The organism is Acidithiobacillus sp. TH-A117 (assembly GCF_057473465.1).
Genome location: NZ_JBYCKQ010000029.1, coordinates 83345 through 100809, shown reverse-complemented (window position 1 = coordinate 100809; position 17465 = coordinate 83345). Strand labels below are relative to the sequence as shown.

At 55.7% G+C, this 17465-nt stretch carries 14 protein-coding genes and 1 pseudogene; 2 read left to right on the top strand and 13 right to left on the bottom strand.

The annotated features are described in order from the left end of the window. Window positions 1-19: 19 nt before the first annotated feature. A complete protein-coding gene (locus tag AC2VLR_RS06855; protein ID WP_486881446.1) occupies window positions 20-1636 on the bottom strand; it encodes a flagellin N-terminal helical domain-containing protein in 1617 nt (538 codons plus the stop codon). A gap of 201 nt (window positions 1637-1837) precedes the next feature. Here AC2VLR_RS06855 and AC2VLR_RS06850 point away from each other — a divergent pair, with 201 nt between their 5' ends. Beyond that, window positions 1838-2290, top strand: a complete 453-nt coding sequence (locus AC2VLR_RS06850) for a hypothetical protein (protein WP_368356271.1) — start codon at window positions 1838-1840, stop codon at window positions 2288-2290. A gap of 32 nt (window positions 2291-2322) precedes the next feature. Further along, a complete protein-coding gene (locus AC2VLR_RS06845) occupies window positions 2323-2550 on the top strand; it encodes a hypothetical protein (RefSeq protein ID WP_486881445.1) in 228 nt (75 codons plus the stop codon). Between the two features lie 22 nt (window positions 2551-2572). On the opposite strand, the gene AC2VLR_RS06840 is transcribed toward AC2VLR_RS06845, so the two are convergent. From AC2VLR_RS06840 to AC2VLR_RS06785, 12 genes and pseudogenes are all read right to left on the bottom strand, one after another. Next, the gene (locus tag AC2VLR_RS06840; protein WP_486881595.1) at window positions 2573-6325 is read right to left on the bottom strand and encodes a glycosyltransferase; all 3753 of its coding nucleotides are present in this window, start codon (window positions 6323-6325) and stop codon (window positions 2573-2575) included. Window positions 6326-6409: 84 nt separating this feature from the next. Further along, window positions 6410-6832, bottom strand: a pseudogene (locus tag AC2VLR_RS06835) (class I SAM-dependent methyltransferase); the annotation flags it as partial. 457 nt (window positions 6833-7289) lie between these two features. Then, a complete protein-coding gene (gene flgL / locus AC2VLR_RS06830) occupies window positions 7290-8615 on the bottom strand; it encodes a flagellar hook-associated protein FlgL (protein WP_486881444.1) in 1326 nt (441 codons plus the stop codon). A 10-nt stretch (window positions 8616-8625) separates the two neighbouring features. Beyond that, entirely contained in the window at window positions 8626-10644 is a 2019-nt protein-coding gene (flgK, locus tag AC2VLR_RS06825; RefSeq protein ID WP_486881443.1) for a flagellar hook-associated protein FlgK, read from the bottom strand. A 2-nt stretch (window positions 10645-10646) separates the two neighbouring features. Further along, window positions 10647-11003, bottom strand: a complete 357-nt coding sequence (locus AC2VLR_RS06820) for a hypothetical protein (protein WP_486881442.1) — start codon at window positions 11001-11003, stop codon at window positions 10647-10649. 60 nt (window positions 11004-11063) lie between these two features. Beyond that, window positions 11064-12029 (bottom strand): flagellar assembly peptidoglycan hydrolase FlgJ, encoded by a 966-nt coding sequence (gene flgJ, locus AC2VLR_RS06815; RefSeq protein ID WP_486881441.1) that lies wholly within the window; start codon window positions 12027-12029, stop codon window positions 11064-11066. Further along, complete coding sequence (locus AC2VLR_RS06810; RefSeq protein WP_215842555.1) at window positions 12026-13117, bottom strand: flagellar basal body P-ring protein FlgI; 1092 nt, start codon at window positions 13115-13117, stop codon at window positions 12026-12028. The genes flgJ and AC2VLR_RS06810 overlap by 4 nt, the downstream gene beginning before the upstream one ends. A 47-nt stretch (window positions 13118-13164) precedes the next feature. Further along, window positions 13165-13875, bottom strand: a complete 711-nt coding sequence (locus AC2VLR_RS06805) for a flagellar basal body L-ring protein FlgH (RefSeq protein WP_486881440.1) — start codon at window positions 13873-13875, stop codon at window positions 13165-13167. Window positions 13876-13948: 73 nt separating this feature from the next. Further along, window positions 13949-14734: a flagellar basal-body rod protein FlgG gene (gene flgG, locus AC2VLR_RS06800; protein WP_075322618.1), complete on the bottom strand. Its 786-nt coding sequence runs from the start codon at window positions 14732-14734 to the stop codon at window positions 13949-13951. A gap of 20 nt (window positions 14735-14754) precedes the next feature. Next, window positions 14755-15495 (bottom strand): flagellar basal-body rod protein FlgF, encoded by a 741-nt coding sequence (gene flgF / locus AC2VLR_RS06795; protein WP_215842556.1) that lies wholly within the window; start codon window positions 15493-15495, stop codon window positions 14755-14757. A gap of 12 nt (window positions 15496-15507) precedes the next feature. Continuing rightward, entirely contained in the window at window positions 15508-16755 is a 1248-nt protein-coding gene (gene flgE, locus AC2VLR_RS06790) for a flagellar hook protein FlgE (RefSeq protein ID WP_486881438.1), read from the bottom strand. Between the two features lie 12 nt (window positions 16756-16767). Beyond that, entirely contained in the window at window positions 16768-17463 is a 696-nt protein-coding gene (locus AC2VLR_RS06785) for a flagellar hook assembly protein FlgD (RefSeq protein WP_486881436.1), read from the bottom strand. Between the last annotated feature and the right edge of the window lie 2 nt (window positions 17464-17465).

The following is a 17465-nucleotide window of genomic DNA, read 5'->3' as shown; positions in this document are numbered from 1 at the left end:
CTATTCCCTACTGTATTCCTTACGGCAGCAGCTTGAGGTAGCTCTGCTGCAGGGCGTTTTCCTGGGCCAGGGTCGAGATACCCGCCTGTTGCAGGATCTGGTACTTGGTCAACTGCGAGGTCGCCTGGGCGATATTCGCATCCTGCACCACCGACTGGGCCGACTGCAGATTGGTCGCCGTAGTCTGGTCATTGGAAACCGAGGCCTGAATCCGGTTCTGGATGGCCCCCAAGGCACCGTTCTGCTGGTTCAGGTAGTTGATAGCCTGATCGACAATCCCGATGGCCTGCTGGGCACCGGCTGCGGTGGTGACATTGATGCTCGCGACTTCCGAACCACCAGACCCAGAAGTCAGACTGGCCGCCTGGGAACTGAAGCCGATCTCGCTGGCATTGCCAATGGCGTAGGAAGAGGCTGATTGAAACTGTACGGCACCCTGAATGAGGAGGCCGCCGCTACCCGAGCTGAAGATACCGCCGACGGGAGTGGGGCTTCCGCTACCCGAACTCGGATTGCTCATCGCCTGCAACTGGGCTGTCGAACCGGCAGTCATGCCAGAAGGACTACTACTAGCCCCAGCTTGCATGACAATATTTCGACCCTGACTTTGGGTCAGCACCAGTTCCTGCGTGCCATTGACCGTCTGTGTGCTGGCGGAAACACCAGTGATTGCCGCCTGATTGTTAACCGCCGTAACCAAGGAACTGAGATCGATCTGCCCACCAGAACCACTACTAATCGTGGCGGAAATATTAACTTTATTTGAAACACTTCCGCTGGAACCATTTCCGAGGCTAAAACTTATACTGCCCGTCGCAGTGACCTGAAAGGCCACACTGGTATACGCTTGTGCACTCACCCCTGTCTGAGCTGACACAGCATTGACACTCTGCGCCAAATTATAGGCAGATTCGTCAGTGCTATTAACCTTGACCGCTGCGCTACCCACCGATCCGGAAATCCCCAAGGCGTCGGTAGTTGTAAAGTTTCCTGCACCACCCGCCCCCGACGCCGCTCCACTACTGACCGTAAATGCACCACCCGCCGCATAGCCACCATCAATAAATGCACCAGAACTGCTTGAGTAAGCACCACCGGTTTGATTGGTCAAACTGTAGTTCCCCATGGCATTGGTTTTGGTATCCCCCACCGCCACATTGATGATCTGGTTGGAGTTGGCACCCACCTGGAAAGCAGCACCGGCAAAAGTACCGTCCAAAAGATTCTGACCGTTGAACTGAGTCTGGGTGGCGATGGTCTGCACCTGGGCCAGCAACTGGCTTACCACGCCCTGCAGGGCCTGCCGGTCGGAGGTGGTGTTGGAGGCGTTGGCCGCCTGCACCGCCGTGGTGCGGATCTGCTGCAGCAAGCTGGTCTGGTTCTGGATGGCACCGGTGGCCGTCTGCACCAGGGAAACCCCCTGATTACCATTGGAAACCGCCTGGTTCAAGCCATTGATCTGGGTTTGAAACCGCTGAGCGATGGCGTAGCCCGCCGGGTTGTCTGCCGGGCCATTGATACTCTTGCCCGTGGACAACTGTTGCAGATAGGTATTGAGGCTACCCTGGGTACCATTGAGGGCATCCAGCGTGCTCAACGCTGAAGTATTGGTATTGATAATTCCTGAAATTGCCATGATAAGACTCCTTTCTTAGGGTTGAGATGGCATCCTTGCCAGTGTGGAATCCCTTCCACACTTCCTATAACGGCACTTCAGCAAAAAACTTGAATGACCCGCGAAGAGGCATTGCTTCTCTGGGCTGTATGGAAGGCACTTTGCAAACAGATTACAATTCAGAACATGAAAGGGTGTATTCGTGAACTGGAGGCGGGTGTTGTGAGCGTGACAGATGACGTAAAGCAGGCCATCCAGTCATTTCTGGTTCCCGAACTGGACGCCATCAAGGCGCAAATCGCCGAGCTTCGCGGGGTGCAGTCGCAGATGAGCGAACGCCTCAGCGAACAATCCACTCAGATGAACGAACGCCTGAGTGAACATGCCAGACAGATGAGCGAGCGCATGAGTGAGCACGCCAGGCAGATGAGCGAGCGCCTCAGCGAGCAATCCACACAGATGAATGAGCGCCTGAGTGAGCAGGCTGCCCAAATCCTGGAAATTTCCCGGAGGATTGACACGCAGCGGCAGGAACTGAAGGCATCTATTCAGGAAAGCGAGTCGCGGCTGGAGTCAAGGATGTATCGGCTCGAATCCCGGTTGGATCGTCAAGACAACAAGCTGGACCAGATTCTCCTGCTGCTGGCTCCGCAGGTGCGAACTGCGGGAAGCTGAGAACAACTGCAAGGGCATATGAGGAGGTCGATATGGCAGAAGACAATCTGGTATTGGAGCAGCTTCGGAAGATCAGAGCGGAGCTGGATGCTGCCCGTGATAGGGATCGTGAAATTCTGAACCGGCTAAGTGGCATAGAGGCAGTAATCAGTCGCATAGGCAGGGACGAAGCGGCCAATTTTGCTGAGATTATCCAGGATCGACATATCATGGACCGCATCCGGGAGCGCCTGGAAAGAATCAGCGCCGTTTGGAGCTGACCGACGGGTAGCATCATCCCCATCAGGGCAGCCACGCTGCCAGCCAGTCGTCCAGATGCTCCTCCAGCAGCCAGTGGGCGCGTACATGCTCCCGCAAGCGGTCGCCCGCCACCGCCAGGGCCTGCCGGTCGGCAATCTGCTCGCGGATGGCCCGCACCCAGTCGCGATAGCGATTGGCCACCCGGGTAATGGGGAAATTTCCCTGATAGGGGAAAATATCCGAAGCAATCACCGGGTAGCCCAGAATCCCGTATTCCAGAATCCGCAGATGACTCTTGGCCTCATTGAAGGCATTATTTTCCAGCGGTGCCAGGGCCAGATCCAGGTCCAGGCTGGCCAGTTTGGCGGGATACTGGGGTAGTGGTACCCCCGTGTGGAATTCCCTCACATAGGGGCGCAAGGCATCGGGGCAAAGGCCAAAAAATACCCAGTCCACTTCATCGGCCAGGTCGCGGACCACATCGGCGATCATTTCCAGATCGCCGGTGTGCCCTACCCCGCCGGCCCATCCCACCCTGGGCTTGGCTAGGCCGCGTCGCTTGGGCTGCAGAGCACCCCAGATGGCGTCTTCGATGCAATTGGGCTGGACCCGCACTTCGTCGCTGAAGCCTCTGTAGGCTTGGGCCAAAGGCTCCGTCGCCACCACCAGGCGGTTGCACAAACCTGCGGCCTTGCGGAAACGCTTGGCGATGTCCTTATGGATTTGCGCCTTATGCAGACTTTTGACCGGCAAATTGGTGATCAGGTCGTCGATCTCAAAAATCCGGAAGGTCTTGAGCAGCTTTTTGTGCCGTTCCAGGGCTTCGATCTGCGGCCATTCCATTTGTCGTTGCAAGACGATGCTTTCGGGCGAAAAGCGCGCCATTTCGGCGGGTTCGAAGATGCGCATGGTTTCCCAGCCCTGGGCTCTCCCTGCCTTTTGCAAGGCGCGCATGGGCGAGATGATCCGGTACTCTCCGCAACCCTCCCGGTCGGCGGGATGCACCAGAATACGGGGGCGCGGACGCCATTCTGGATCCCAGGTCAGGGCCGCCTGATCCTCCAGCAGGAAATCCGTGCTGGCCAGGCTCAAATGACGGTTATAGGCCGGGTCAAAGGCCAGTTGTGGCAGCCATTTCTGGTAAAAGGCCATTTTTTCACCGGCAAAGCGCTGCTCTTTTTCGGCGCTGGGCTTTTTCTCCACCTCGCCGCGTTGGCTGGCGGAGCCCTCATGCAGGAGCATGGCCCAGGGGGTAAACACGATTTTGTGTCCGGCTTCCCGCACCTTCAGACAAAGATCGATGTCGTTATAGGACACCTTAAACCGCTGTTCATCCAGGCCGCCCAGTTCTTGATACAGGGCTTTACTGATGAGCAGACAGGCGCCCGTCACCGCCGACAGATTCTGGGTCAACATGGCCCGACCGAAATAGCCGCGATATTCCGGCGGCTGGCCGATGAAGGGATGTTCTGCCGGCCCGCGCATTCCAAGAATGACACCTGCGTGCTGGATTTTGCCATCGGGAAAAAGCAACTTAGCCCCTACCACTCCCACCTCGGGGCGCAGGGCATGGCTCACCATTTCATCCAGCCAATCTTCGTGCAAGGCCGCCGTATCGTTGTTGAGCAGCAGGAGATAGTCGCCCCGCGCCTGCTCCACGGCACGGTTGTTCATGGCCGAGAAATTGAAGGGGCCGGGATGGCGCAGCACGCGCAAGCGACCTGCAAGCTGTTCTTCCTGGGCGGCCAGCATGTCCAGATAGGTTCGCGCCTCGGCATCGTCACTATCATTGTCGATGATGAGGATTTCGTAAGCGGGATACTGGGTTTTTTCGATGAGCGATTCCACGCAGCGCTGCAGATAGCCCAATTGATTGCGTGTCGGAATGAGGATGGAGACCAGAGGCTTTTCGTGCAGCGGGTAACGCACTCGCGTGGACGGTGGGAAAGGCCCAGGCGACACTTCTGCGGCAATGCCCAGGCGCTGCAAATGCTGTTGCAGCACCGTCTGGCTGACCTGAATGATCTCTTCCACGGACTTGCTGCAATGGCCGCCCCCCTGCAAGCGGTGATAGAGGACTTCGGGTATATGGCCGATGCCAGCGTCCCCGATTTTTTCCCAGGCCCGCAAAATCAGATCGTAGTCCTCTGCCCCGTCGGCTGCCGGGTCAAACCCACCCAGCTCTGCAAACAATTCCTTCTTGATGAGCAGCAAGCCGCCAATATAGGGCAGACTGCGCAAATAATCGATATTGAAGTCAGGCTTGCAGTGAGGGTTGACGTGCTGCCCATCGGGAGTCAGTGAGTCCTCGTCCGTGTAGACCAATTGCCATTCGGGATGCTCCCGCAAGGCGTGGGCCACCCGGAACAAGGCATCGGGGGCGAGTTGGTCGCCGGTGTCGATGAAGCCCAGCCAGTCGGCATTAGCATCCAGCACCCAGAGATTGATGGCGGCCAGCAGCTCCTCACCTTTGTCCTCCACGGTCATTGCATCGCCGCTCAGCCATTGCGCATCCAGGCTTTGCCTCGTAGCTTGCGTGCGCTCGTCGCTTGCTGTGACCTGCGCCAGGGCGAAGCGGGGGGGCGTCCAGCCTTGCTGTTTCCACGCCTGCAGTGTCTCCTGCGCCCAATTGCTTTCCTGCGGCAGCCAACGGGCTTCGGAAAGCCAGGGGACGTTCTGGGACAGTGATACCAGAGGTTCTGCTGTGGGGCTGGTTGACGGCGCAGTCACGCCTGCATGTCCCCCTAGAGGAGATGCCCCTCCCGCCGTTTCTGCCCAGGACGGTGATTGCGATTGCACCCGCAACTCATTGCAACCGCCCAAACGCAGGCGCGTGCGCCAGACATCAGCAGGCCGCCGATTGAGTTGCTCAATGACAGCAGTGACGACTCGCGATGGCGAGATTGCCTCCATACAGAATGACTTACCAAACTTGCAGCGGGGGTTGGTATTCGGTGCAGGCATATCATGTAAACAGCCAGCGCATTCAACTGGCGAGCATAGTGCCGTTTGTTCCGCGCCAAACGGAACACGGTACTTCGGATCAGCCATGCCATAAAGGCCGACAGCTGGGGTGCCCACAGCTGCGCCTATGTGAAGCAGCGCCGAGTCAGGACCGACCAACAGGTCGCTAATAGCAATCGCCGCTGCGCTTTCTCGCAAGTCCAAACGATTCACCCAATTTAAAACACGTACCGCCTCGGGTGGCTGAAAGTCGGCACCTGCGCCAACGGCGATCACCCCCAATTGTGGATCGGTCTGCAAAGCGGCAAGCAGTGTCTGCCAATAACCTGCTGGCCATGACCGATCAGGTGTCGCCCCCATATGTACCGCGACGATGCGGTTCACTGTTTGCCAAGCTTCGCCGGCCGATGCCAGCAGTCCGCCGACAGTTGCGTAGTCGCGCCGGTCGAGATGCAGCTCAAGCGCTGGATTGGGCAGCGCGATACCAGCCTCTTCTGCATAAGCAGTCAGGATGTGCTGTTTCGGGCGCTTCTCGTATGCCTCGTCAAGATTGATCAGCACATCATTGGACCGTGGCCGGAATCCAGACGATGTCGCCATCAGTAAATCAACATTGGGATTACCTGCGAACACCTCATTGACATCAGTAGAGACTACCAAAGTATGGTCGGGAAACTTTTCCCGAACGGCCCTCACAATGGGCGTCGCTTGGAGCACGTCGCCCCGGGCATAGCGGCGTTGGACAACCACGCGGGAACGCAACGGGGAATTGCGAGGGGCAGACAGCACCACGAGGTAGTCCTCGTCCCAGTCGGGATCAACTTTCTCCAAGCGGCTGATCACGGCAGTTTTGAACACATGTTCAAGAAAAGTGGGGCGAGAATAGCGATAAAACTCAAGGTGATTGAAGTGTTGTTCCAAGAATTGACGAATACGCCTGTAGTTCCATGCACTCCAGTGGTGCGGGTTACAATGGGTACCGTGCCACCGTTCACAAGGTAATGACACGAGCATTTTCCCACTAGGAGAAAGCCGCTTCTTAAGCTCAAGCAAGAACAACTCCGGGTCTGGTGTGTGCTCAATGGTCTCTAGCGACAGAACCCAGTCGAAATTGTTATCTGGGAGACCCTCCAGTTCTCCCAGATGGAAGTGTACTCGCCGTTCGTTGAGCTGTTTAGCGAGCTTAATAGCCGCACTATCGATATCAACACCAACATATTCCGCAATATCTGGCCGTCTCTCCATCAACCAAGCAGCTCCAAAACCGCTGCCGACTGCAACTTCCAGCACGCGGCCTGCGGTTACTCGTTCTGTTATCCAGCGGTAACGATTCAGCATTTGCACAGTGGTCCAGTAGTTCTGATACCCGGGAATAGGAAATTCAGAAAGACGTTGCTCTGGATTCTCTCCAAAAATATCTGAGGAACCACTGGCCATAAACAATTGGCCAGAAGCAGGATTATTACCCCATAGATTTAAGAGGCGCAGGCTGATCTGATCTAACAGTGCATCGGACCATATTGAAAAAGTCTCTGGCCAAATGACACGATTAGATCCAGCGTCAAGTGGTAGAGCTAACGCTGGGATTAAACGGTGAATGTCTGGCAGATGAAAATATAAGTCTACATGCGGGGAATGGTTATCCTTTTCATAGAGCACATCAAATCTCGCTGAGCAAAGTTCAATACGTTGCCGAGCCAGCACTGCCATTGTTTGCTTACCATGGAGTTGACGAGAGTCGAGATCTGCATCAAATGCGAAGTTTTGTGTTGATATTTTCAATGGTTACACTCAATCAAAGGTATTGAAACAAACTCAACCCCTGCACCTGCACAAACGCCTTCTGTGCCGCTTGCAGGGCCGTCGAGCTTTCCTGGAACTGGGTGATGACCTGGGGATAGCTCACATCCGCGAGATTTCCCTGGGCAGTCTGAAACTGCTGGGTCAGGTTAGTGTTGAGCGACTGCACACTTTGGGCTTGCTGCAATTGGGAGCCTATTTGTGCCTGGGTGCTGAGCAGGCTGGTCTGAAACTGATTGAGATTCGCCAGGGCATTGCTGATGTCCTGAGCACGGCGGGTGTTGGCGCCGGGTGAACCGGAGCCTTCCGAAAAAGCCGTGATCAGGTCACTGAAAGTCTGGAACAGGCTCTGGGGTTTGGAGGCGGCCAAGGTAAAAGAGACAGTTTGTCCGGAGGTCGGTTCGCCATTGGTCGAAACCGTGATGAAAGGACTTCCTCCCTCTGTGGCAGGAATGGCAATACTTTGCCCTGGGGTATACGTTCCACTGACAACACTGCCGGAGCTGGCCGTCCATTCACCACTACCCACCGCCCCCGTCCCGCTGGTGACATTATAAATCAATCCACTGGCACCATTGCTGATGGTGACCTCAAATTGCGTACCATTCGCCACAAATTCCGAGTTGGCGGTTGCAGAATTCAGTACACTGCCCGGACCCAGGGTGGTGTTTCCCACTGCATTGACTGACGTCCCGGAACTGCCCGCAGGAATCTGATAATTGCTGCCAGAGGCGCTGACGGTAAACGTCCCGTTGCCCGCCAGGGTGTTCATGAAAACGGCGTTTCCTGCCTGAGAAATGGGTGTCGTGAGCCCCGGACCAATTTCCAGGGTTTTCTGACTGGAATCACCCAGATACTGCACCGTTCCATCACTTTGCAGCTGAAATGGTGGAGTGTTGGCCTGGGAACCGCCATAAATATAAGTACCATTGGCGTCCTGGGTGTTGGCCAGTTGCACCAGTTGCTGCAAATTGCCCTGCATGGTAGTCACGGCATTTTGCAGATCACTGGCATTGACGGTGGCATTATTCATCTGCACCGCCAGTTGCTGAACCTGATTCATGAGGGTCCCGACACTTTGCAGCGTGCTGGAACTCATGCCCAGATCCTGCTGTGCATAGGTATTACTTTGCTGATAGCTGCCGAGATTGGCAATTTTGCTGCTGAGATCCAGCACCTGGGCATTGGCCACCGGATTGCTGGTGGGATTAATCAGGGCATTACCCGTAGAAAGCTGCTGAGAGAGATTATTCAGCGTGCTCTGCTGGTTCAAGAGCGAATACAGGCTGCTCTGATAAAATTCCTGGGTGCTGACGCGCATGATCTGCTCCTTATAAGGCCTGAATCAGGGACTGAAACAGGGTATTCCCCACGGAAATGGCTTTGGCGGCCGCTTGGTAGGCTTGCTGGTATTGAATCAGACTGGCGGCCTCCTGGTCCAGATTGACGCCGGATACGGATTGCTGGGCAGCCTGAGCAGACTGCAGTACTGTCAGTTGAGCCTGGGCATTATTCTGGGCCTGCGCAGCCTGATTGGTCACCTGGGTAATCAACTGAGCGGCGTTGTCATTAAAAGTCGCGGTTCCACTGTTCAAAATCTTGCTGGTGGACAACCCGGCCATCAATTGGGCATTACCATTGCTGTCTGCCCCCCCCGGACTCAGGGTGAAAGCATCCCCGGAGGCCGCCAGGGTACCGCTGAGATTCACTTGCCAATATCCTCCCGGCGCATGGGGGTTTAGTATATCAATGACGGTACCGGAACCACCCAGACTGACCGTTCCTGTACCCACTACAGATCCGGTTCCCGCGCCAGAACTGATCTGGAAGCTGGCCGTGCCGCCCTCCTGGCTGGCACCGCTGGTGATGGTAATTTGTAAAGGTGTTGGGAAATCAGACAGACCGGAAACTACAATGGCGCCCGAACCACTACTGCTCACATATTGCCCGGCCGAGAGAGTCAGATTGCCGAGATTGGTATTCACCAGACTGCCGCTTACCAGCTGACCGGGGCTGCTGACATAAGGACTGGCAGCCGCAATACCCGCAGGGTCTGTCATGACCGTCTGCATGTCCATCGCCCCCAGACGGGTGGGTTCAACCAGAAAGCTATCGCCCGCTGCGGCACTGCCGGACACCTGCAATTGAAAACCTTGGCCCGAAAAACTCAGGGTCGTCGTCCCGCTCGCCGTAGAACCAGAAGTACTCGCCACGACAGCACCGGTGCTGCTGTTCTCCAGATTCCATACCGAGCCGGAGCTTTTGCTCAGAATATACTGGCTGGCGCTGAGATTACCGGCATTGGTGATGGTCCCGACAACAGAGACACTGCCACTGCTGTTATGGGTATTGGCATACACACTGACCGGCCCAGTGCTGAACAGGGCCGAACCGCTGCTGCCATTCAGATTCAAGCCCTGGGCCTGCTGCGCGTTCAATGCGGAAGCAATGCCGTCTGCAAGTAAGCCCAGTCCATTTTCCGCAGGATCCAGAGACTGGCTGCGAAATTGCAGCAGGCCACCCAGGGTTCCACCGGTCAGATTTTTCGTCAGGTCCGCGCCATTGCTGGCATAGCCTACATTGAGGGTTTGCTGATTGTAAGGGCTGGGCTGGGTTTGCAGGGCAAAGGACTGGCTGCCCGCTACCAATACCTGGCCATTGCTGAGATACACGCTCAGCTGATTGTTGTTCTGCTTCAGGACCTGCACACCTACCTGGCCGTTCAATTCGGTGATGAGATGATCCCTCTGGTCCAGCAAATCATTGGGAGAGGCATTGACCCCGCTTTGCGAGGCGGAAATCTGCACATTCAGTTGTGCTATCTGTTTGCTCAATGTATTGATCTGGCTGACAGACTCGGAGATTTGCTGATTGACGCCGCTATCTACACTGGCGAGCTGCTGTCCCAAAGACTGAAAGGTCTGACTGAGAGTCTGGGCGTTACTGAGCATACTCTGGCGCGCCGGAATATCCGTGGGACTGGCAGCCACCTGAGCCACCCCGGAAAAAAACTGGCTGACCTGGGAACTGATGCCCCCGTTATTAAGGATCCCCAGAATATTCTGGAGAGAACTGGAAAGACTGGCCTGCCCACTGGCGCTGGCGCTGGCTGTCCAAACCTGGCCCTGTAAAAAACTGCTGTAACTGCGCTGTACTGATTCGACCTGAGTACCGTTGCCGTAATACTGCCCTCCCAAAAGAGTGGGCACGGCCGTGGACTGCACGATGTTCTGCTGGCTGTAACCGGGGGTATTGACGTTGGCAATATTGTCACCGGTCACCTGCAGGGCAGATTGCGCAGCCTGCAGACCCGTCAGGGCATTATTGACCAACCCACTGATACCCGACATGGTTAAGCACTCCCCAAAGAGCGACCGGTGGATTCTGCACTGCCATATACCAGACCCGTCTGTTCTCGCAACATGGTCAGCGCCTCCCCCAAACCGGAACCGGCCACCCGCAAGGCATGGTCCAGGGCACTGTAGTGCTCCTGTAGTGCCAATACCGCTTCTTTCAGCTCATTTGAAGGGATAAGCGATGCGTGTTTGCTACGCATGCTCAGTAAACGCTTGCCCAGCCGCTCCGCCATATCGGCTTCGGGCATAGACTGCGTCCAGTCACCCTGCGCCAGCCACTGTTTCTGGTTTTCCAGAACCCGGGTCAACTGGAGAACGGTTTCCAGTTCCTGCTGCATGGATGCATCGCTCATCGTGAATCTCCCGCCTTCAAATCAGGCCCTATTCGATTAACGGCACAAATGCCATAAAGTTTAACCGGCGGCATTTTCATCCGATAAATCTCCCATGACGGCCTGCATGAGTGGACTATCCGCCACTGCCACCAGCTTACTGGCATAGTGCGGGTCTGTGGCATACCCCCCTTGCTGCAGAGCTTCAGCAAATCCGGCAATATTGTTGCCTTGCCCCAAAGCCTGTCGATAACGGGGATTATGCATCAGCAACTGGGCATAATTCTGCACACTTTGCCCCACACTCTGATAGGCGCGAAAAGCGGCGTTTTCGACTTCATTGACGCCATTTTCAAATTCATGGGTCAGACTATGAACGGATGCACCCAGCCAGCCCCCACCGCCTTTAATGCCAAACAGATTATTGCCGGCCACATGACTGCCCCAGCCCGTTTCCAGAGCGGCCTGGGCAATGATAGCGGTAGGCGCGACCCCGAGCTTTTGTGCGGCTTCCCGCACCGCCGGCAAAATGGATTGGACAAAGGATTTAGCCTGCTCCAGCAAAGACTGTGAAGGTTTCGCCCAGCTTTCCGAAGGCATGACAGGTGCCGACAAGCCGGCATTTCTTGCGGGCATACTCAGGTGCTTGTCCTGGCCCTGCACACCATTCTGCTGCCCCCAATGCAAGTGATAGCGGGTCGCAATTTCTTTAGCCAGTGTTTGGGCAATACCTATCCCCTGCCCCTGGCTGACCGTTTGGGCGATTTGCTGATTAAAAAGAGATTTCATCAGCGGCCCGGAATTTTTCCCAGTCAAATCCGAACCAAAGGAAGTCGCCGACATGGCCGAGAGCATTTCCTGCAGTAACACCGCCTCAAATTGCTTGGCTACCGCCAGAATGGTCTTGGGATCATGGGCATCGGCATCACTGCGCAGCTGACTCAGCCCGGAAAAATTCAGGGCATCACTGGCCGTCGCGGCGGCCGCCTGCGGGCTGACGGCAGTGGCCGTGGTGTTTGCCGTCAAATGTATTCCAGTGCCACTCATATCACTTCCAGTTGCGCATGCAGGGCACCTGCGGCTTTCATGGCCTGCAGAATGGCGATCAGATCAGTCGGTGTCGCCCCCACCGCGTTCAGCGCCCGCACTACTGCCTCCAGACTGACTCCCGGTTCAAACATCAAGAGCTTAGCCTGGGGCTGAGTGACCTTCACATTGGCCTGGGGGGCAACCACCGTCTGCCCGGCACCCAGAGGATTCGGCTGACTGATCAGATACTTTTGGGAAATGGTCACCGACAGATTACCGTGAGCAACAGCGCAGGCACCTAGGGTCACATTCTGCCCGAGCACGACCGTCCCACTGCGCGCATCTATCACCACTTTGGCCAGTGGCGTTTCGGGGCTAACATCCAGATTTTCGATTTGTGACAGAAAATTGACGCGGGCACCGGGGGTGCCGGGGGCATTCACCCGGACCTCACCGGCATTCAGGGCTTCTGCCACCCCGTAGCCCATCTGCTGATTAATGACATTGGCAATCCGTGCCGCCGTGGTAAAACTTGGCTGATGCAATTCCAGCAGCATGGGTCCGGCCTGGTCGAAGCCGGAGGATACAGAACGTTCCACATTGGCACCATTGGGAATGGTCCCTGCGGTGGTAATGTTAACTTGCGCCGAAGAGCCGTTACTGCTGGCCCCGAAACCACTGACAATCAGATTACCCTGGGCCACGGCATAGGTTTGCCCGTCGGCACCCTTCAGCGGGGTCATGAGCAGGGTTCCCCCGGCCAGACTGCTGGCATTACCCACCGCCGAAACCGTGACATTGATGGTCTGTCCAGGCTGTGCAAAAGGCGGCAGATGGGCGGTCACAATCACGGCGGCCACATCCTTGGGTTGCAGGTTCGTGGCTACAGAAGCGGGCAAGTTGATGCCGAGGCGCTGGAACATGTTCAGCAGGGATTGCGTGGTATAGGGCACCTGGGTGGCCTGATCGCCCGTACCATTGAGTCCGACCACCAGGCCATAACCCACTAACTGGTTACTCCGCACCCCACCTACGGCGACCAGATTGCGGATGGTTTCCGCCTGAGCAGTCTCCAAGCCCACCAGAATGGTCAGACCTAGTATCATGCATAGCGCGAGGAGGGATCGAAAGTTCCTGCTCATCATCACATTCCTCAGAAAGGCCATAGCGAGAGGAAGAAACGTGCCAGCCAGGGCATCCGTGCTGCCGAATATATCGTGCCATTGCCACTATATTCGACGCGGGCATCAGCAATCTGGGTAGAAAGTATCGTATTCTGCGGCGTCACGTCTGCGGGCCTGACAACACCCGCGACCCGGATGTATTCATGACCGCCATTGAGCAGCACCTCCTTGGAGCCTTCAATCACCAGATTACCATTGCCTTGCACGCGCACCACGGTCACCTCCAGGGTCGCCGTAAAAGTATTACTCTGGGTCGTCGCTCCCGTTCCGCCATATTTCTGGGCACTATTGGCCCCCATACTCGGACTGAAGGGTGTTCCCGCCACACTTCCAAAAGCAGGAACTATGCCAAAGAAATTGGTCAGTGCCGCACTCAGAGAATCCGAAGTATTGATGGCCGTGTTGGTGTTGTTGCTGGCGCTGGAGTTTTCCTGGATCAGGACGGTAATCAGATCTCCAACCCGATTGGCGCGATTATCACTGAACAAGGACACATTGGTGCCCGCCTGCCAGATGGAACCATTGGGGGCATGGGCCGCCAGAGACTCGGGTTCTGCCGGAATGGGCAAGGGCTTCAGGGGTTTGAGATCATGGTGCCCCTGCAGGGTGGCGCAGGCACTCAAGCCCATGGCGAAGATCAGCAGCAGCACCAGACGCAGCCCCAGAAGCAGCCAGGTCATTCCGATGGATCCCGCAGGTGCCGGAAATTCAGTGCGATGGTTACCTACGGCTGGAGTGCGCATGATCTTAGCCTCACAGATTCTGGGTGAGATAGCCCAGCATGGAATCCGATGTGGATACCGCCTTGCTGTTGATTTCGTAGGCGCGCTGGGTGGCAATCATGTCCACCAGTTCCGACACCACATTGACATTGGAGGATTCCAGATAACCCTGCTGTACGGAGCCCAGCCCGTTGAGGGTGGGTTGCCCTGTTTGCGGAGCTCCGGAAGAACCGGTCTGCAAGTAGAGGTTATCGCCAATACTCTGCAAACCTGTGGGATTGATGAAATTGGCGAGCTGAATGGTACCGACCTGCTGGGGCTGGGCCTGCCCCGGCAACACCACCGACACCGTACCATCGCTGCCGATGGTGATGGACTGGGCATTGGGCGGAATAGTCACCGGCGGTTGGAGCAGATACCCATTGGAGGTCACCAGTTGCCCCTGATTATTCATCTGGAAAGTGCCATCCCGGCTATAGGCAATGGTGCCATTGGGCTGCATGATCTGAAAAAACCCCTGACCATTGATCCCCACATCCAGGGCATTGCCCGTCTGGGTCAAGTTACCCTGGGTCATCAGTCGCTCTGTGGACACTACCCGTACACCAGTCCCTAACTGCAGTCCCGAGGGATATTGGGTGGTCTGGGAAGATTGGGCGCCGGGCTGGCGCAGGTTTTGATAGAGCAGGTCCTGAAACACGGCCCGGGATTGCTTGAATCCGGTGGTATTGACGTTCGCCAGATTATTGGCGATCACGTCCATTTTGGTCTGCTCACCTTCCAGCCCGGTTGCTGCCACGTAAAGAGAACGCATCATGATGGATTACTCCTGATAGATTATGACAGAACCAGCAATTGATTGGCACTTTGCCGGTCCTGGGATACGGTCTGCATCAACTTGGTCTGCATGTCGAATTGCCGTGTATCTTCAAGCATCTGGATCATGGCATTGACCGGATTGACGTTACTGCCTTCCAAGGCTCCCGGTTCCAGTACCACATTGCCATCTTCGGGGGCGGGTTTGCCGTCGCTGTTCTGAAAAAGCCCATCGGGATTTTTCTGCAAGCCTTTTTCCGAAGGATTCACCAGCTTGATCTGGTTGATGGTGACGATGGCATTGGGCTGACTGCCAACCGGAACCCCGGAGATCACCCCGTCACTGCCAATGACCAGCGACTGCATGGGGGGCAGGGAAATGGGCGAGCCATTGACCCCCAGCACCGGATGCCCGGTAGCCGTCATGAGGATGCCCTGGCCGTTGAGCTGCAGGTTACCATCCCGGGTATAGGCTTCCTGACCATCGGGACCCTGCACGGTCAACCAGCCCTGGCCATTCACTGCCACGTCCAGCGGTCGGCCGGTGTGGACAATGGGTCCCGACTGGAAATCCACACTGGGAGTTTCCGTGGCCGTATAGGCGCGGGTCGGCAAACCCTGACCATAGACGGGCAAAGCACTGAACTGGGCTTCGTCGGCGCGGTATCCAGTGGTATTGGCATTGGCCAGATTATTGGCGGTGACCGTCTGCTTCTGCAGAATGGCGTTGGCACCGCTCATAGCAATATAAAGGGTATCCATGACTTATCCTCTTTACAAACTCAAGAGCGTCTGTACCACGGTATTCTGGGTCTTAATGGTCTGGGCATTGGCCTGATAGGCTTGCTGCGCCACAATCAGATTGACGAGATCTTTTGAAATATTCACATTGGACTGCTCCACGGCACCCGCCTGCAAAACCCCGAGATTGGAACTGCCCGGCTGACCGGACAGGGGTTGTCCGGATACATAGGTTTCCGCCCAGTAATTGTTGCCCAGATTTTGCAGGCCGTTATTGTCCGGGAAGCGGGTCAGACTGATTTGCCCCATGAGATGCGATTCACCATTACTGTAACGCCCGAAAATATTGCCGCCGGAATCGATGGAAAGTCCCGACAACTGACCGGCACTATAGCCATTACTATTATTGGTAATCACCGAATTCGGGGAGTTGTAATTGGTACTGCCACTAAAACTGACATTGATGGTGGTAGAGGCTGCGCCGTCTGCCCAGGAAATACCGGATATAGGAGTGGAAGTTGAACTGGTTTCCTGTCCATAGCTGTTAAACTGCAAGGTGCCTACACTGCCTGAAGTGATCCCGCTGGCGCCATTGGTGCCGGTAACAGAGTAGTCCACATTCCAGGTCTGTCCAGAACTGCTCGTACCGGAAGTGCTGGGTTGCAATTGATAATAAGTGGTCAATAACTGTGGGGTTCCCAGACTGTCGTAAACCGTTGTCGTCGTAGAATAATTATAAGTGCTTGGTTCATTGATATTAATCGCGCCACTCAGCGGTGTATTGGTGGAGTCCAGATTCAGGCCCAGACTCAATCCCGAAGTAGCCTGTGGGGCAATGGCATTCTGGTTGATGGTCAATGGGCCGCTGGCTCCGGTCAACTTGCCATTCTGCGCCTGAATACCGATCAGTTCGCCGCCGTTGGCGTCCACAATGACGCCATTTTTATTGAGCTGAAACTGGCCATTGCGACCATAAACGGTGGAGCCATTATAATTGAATTGAAAAAAACCATTGCCGTTGATCGCCACATCCAGAGGGTTGCTGGTTGTCTGGATATTGCCCTGGGTAAATTGTTGGGCAATGGTCTGTACCGTTGTACCAATACCTACCTGTCCGTCTGTGGGCGCAGTATTGGCCATGGCCGAAGCATAGGCATCGGCAAACTCGGCATTGGAGCTTTTGAAGCCCACGGTATTCGCATTGGAAATATTATTACCCAACACCTGTAAATCGGAATTGGCCGCCTGTAAACCACTTAATGCTGTATTGAATGCACCCATTTTACCAACTCCTTAAATAATATTCTGCACGGAGCTAAAAGGCACGGAGCCTTCCTGACCTTGTAATTGCAGGGTGGGACCGGCACTTCCCAAGGTAACGCCATTCACCAGCCCAAACATATACGGCGTACTCGTCACCGCATCACCATTGGCGCCGGCAGCTTGTACGGAAAACTGGTAATTACCCGCTGGCAGGGCGCTCCCGTTGGCTGCCTCACCATTCCAGGAAAAGCTCTGCATTCCCGAAGACTGTGGACCCTGCGGCAAAATCGCCAGCGTCTGTCCAGCGCTGTTTTGGACCAGGACATTGACAGCGGCGGCATCACTGCCAAGATCATAAGCACCGGTGGCGCTGCTTCCACTCAAAGTGAGCTGGTTTCCGGAAGTGGTCACCGACTTGCCTATTAACGAAGCTGCCTGCAAACCCTGGTTCTGGTTGATCTGGGCCATCAGCGAACTGAGTGAACCCTGAATGGCCTGCACGCCGTTGGCCATGCTGAATTGCGCCAACTGTGAGGACAAATCCTGATTACTGAGGGGATTGAGCGGATCCTGATTGGTTAATTGGGTAACCAGCAAATTATAAAAAGTGCTCTCGCTGGCGAGACCGCTGGCGCCACTACTGGCTGTCCCCGAACTGCTTGCCGAACTGGTCTGCAAGGACTGATAAAAAGGATTGACACTGGATGTCAGAGAATTGACGCTCATAT

What these genes read in the sequence shown, in the direction of transcription:
- flgG (WP_075322618.1), bottom strand. Translation starts at nt 14,734, where the DNA reads ATGATGCGTTCTCTTTACGTGGCAGCAACCGGGCTGGAAGGTGAGCAG.
- flgK (WP_486881443.1), bottom strand. Translation starts at nt 10,644, where the DNA reads ATGTCGGGTATCAGTGGGTTGGTCAATAATGCCCTGACGGGTCTGCAG.
- flgE (WP_486881438.1), bottom strand. Translation starts at nt 16,755, where the DNA reads ATGGGTGCATTCAATACAGCATTAAGTGGTTTACAGGCGGCCAATTCC.
- AC2VLR_RS06810 (WP_215842555.1), bottom strand. Translation starts at nt 13,117, where the DNA reads ATGATACTAGGTCTGACCATTCTGGTGGGCTTGGAGACTGCTCAGGCG.
- AC2VLR_RS06805 (WP_486881440.1), bottom strand. Translation starts at nt 13,875, where the DNA reads ATGACCTGGCTGCTTCTGGGGCTGCGTCTGGTGCTGCTGCTGATCTTC.
- flgF (WP_215842556.1), bottom strand. Translation starts at nt 15,495, where the DNA reads ATGGATACCCTTTATATTGCTATGAGCGGTGCCAACGCCATTCTGCAG.
- AC2VLR_RS06820 (WP_486881442.1), bottom strand. Translation starts at nt 11,003, where the DNA reads ATGAGCGATGCATCCATGCAGCAGGAACTGGAAACCGTTCTCCAGTTG.
- AC2VLR_RS06785 (WP_486881436.1), bottom strand. Translation starts at nt 17,463, where the DNA reads ATGAGCGTCAATTCTCTGACATCCAGTGTCAATCCTTTTTATCAGTCC.
- AC2VLR_RS06845 (WP_486881445.1), top strand. Translation starts at nt 2,323, where the DNA reads ATGGCAGAAGACAATCTGGTATTGGAGCAGCTTCGGAAGATCAGAGCG.
- flgL (WP_486881444.1), bottom strand. Translation starts at nt 8,615, where the DNA reads ATGCGCGTCAGCACCCAGGAATTTTATCAGAGCAGCCTGTATTCGCTC.
- AC2VLR_RS06855 (WP_486881446.1), bottom strand. Translation starts at nt 1,636, where the DNA reads ATGGCAATTTCAGGAATTATCAATACCAATACTTCAGCGTTGAGCACG.
- flgJ (WP_486881441.1), bottom strand. Translation starts at nt 12,029, where the DNA reads ATGAGTGGCACTGGAATACATTTGACGGCAAACACCACGGCCACTGCC.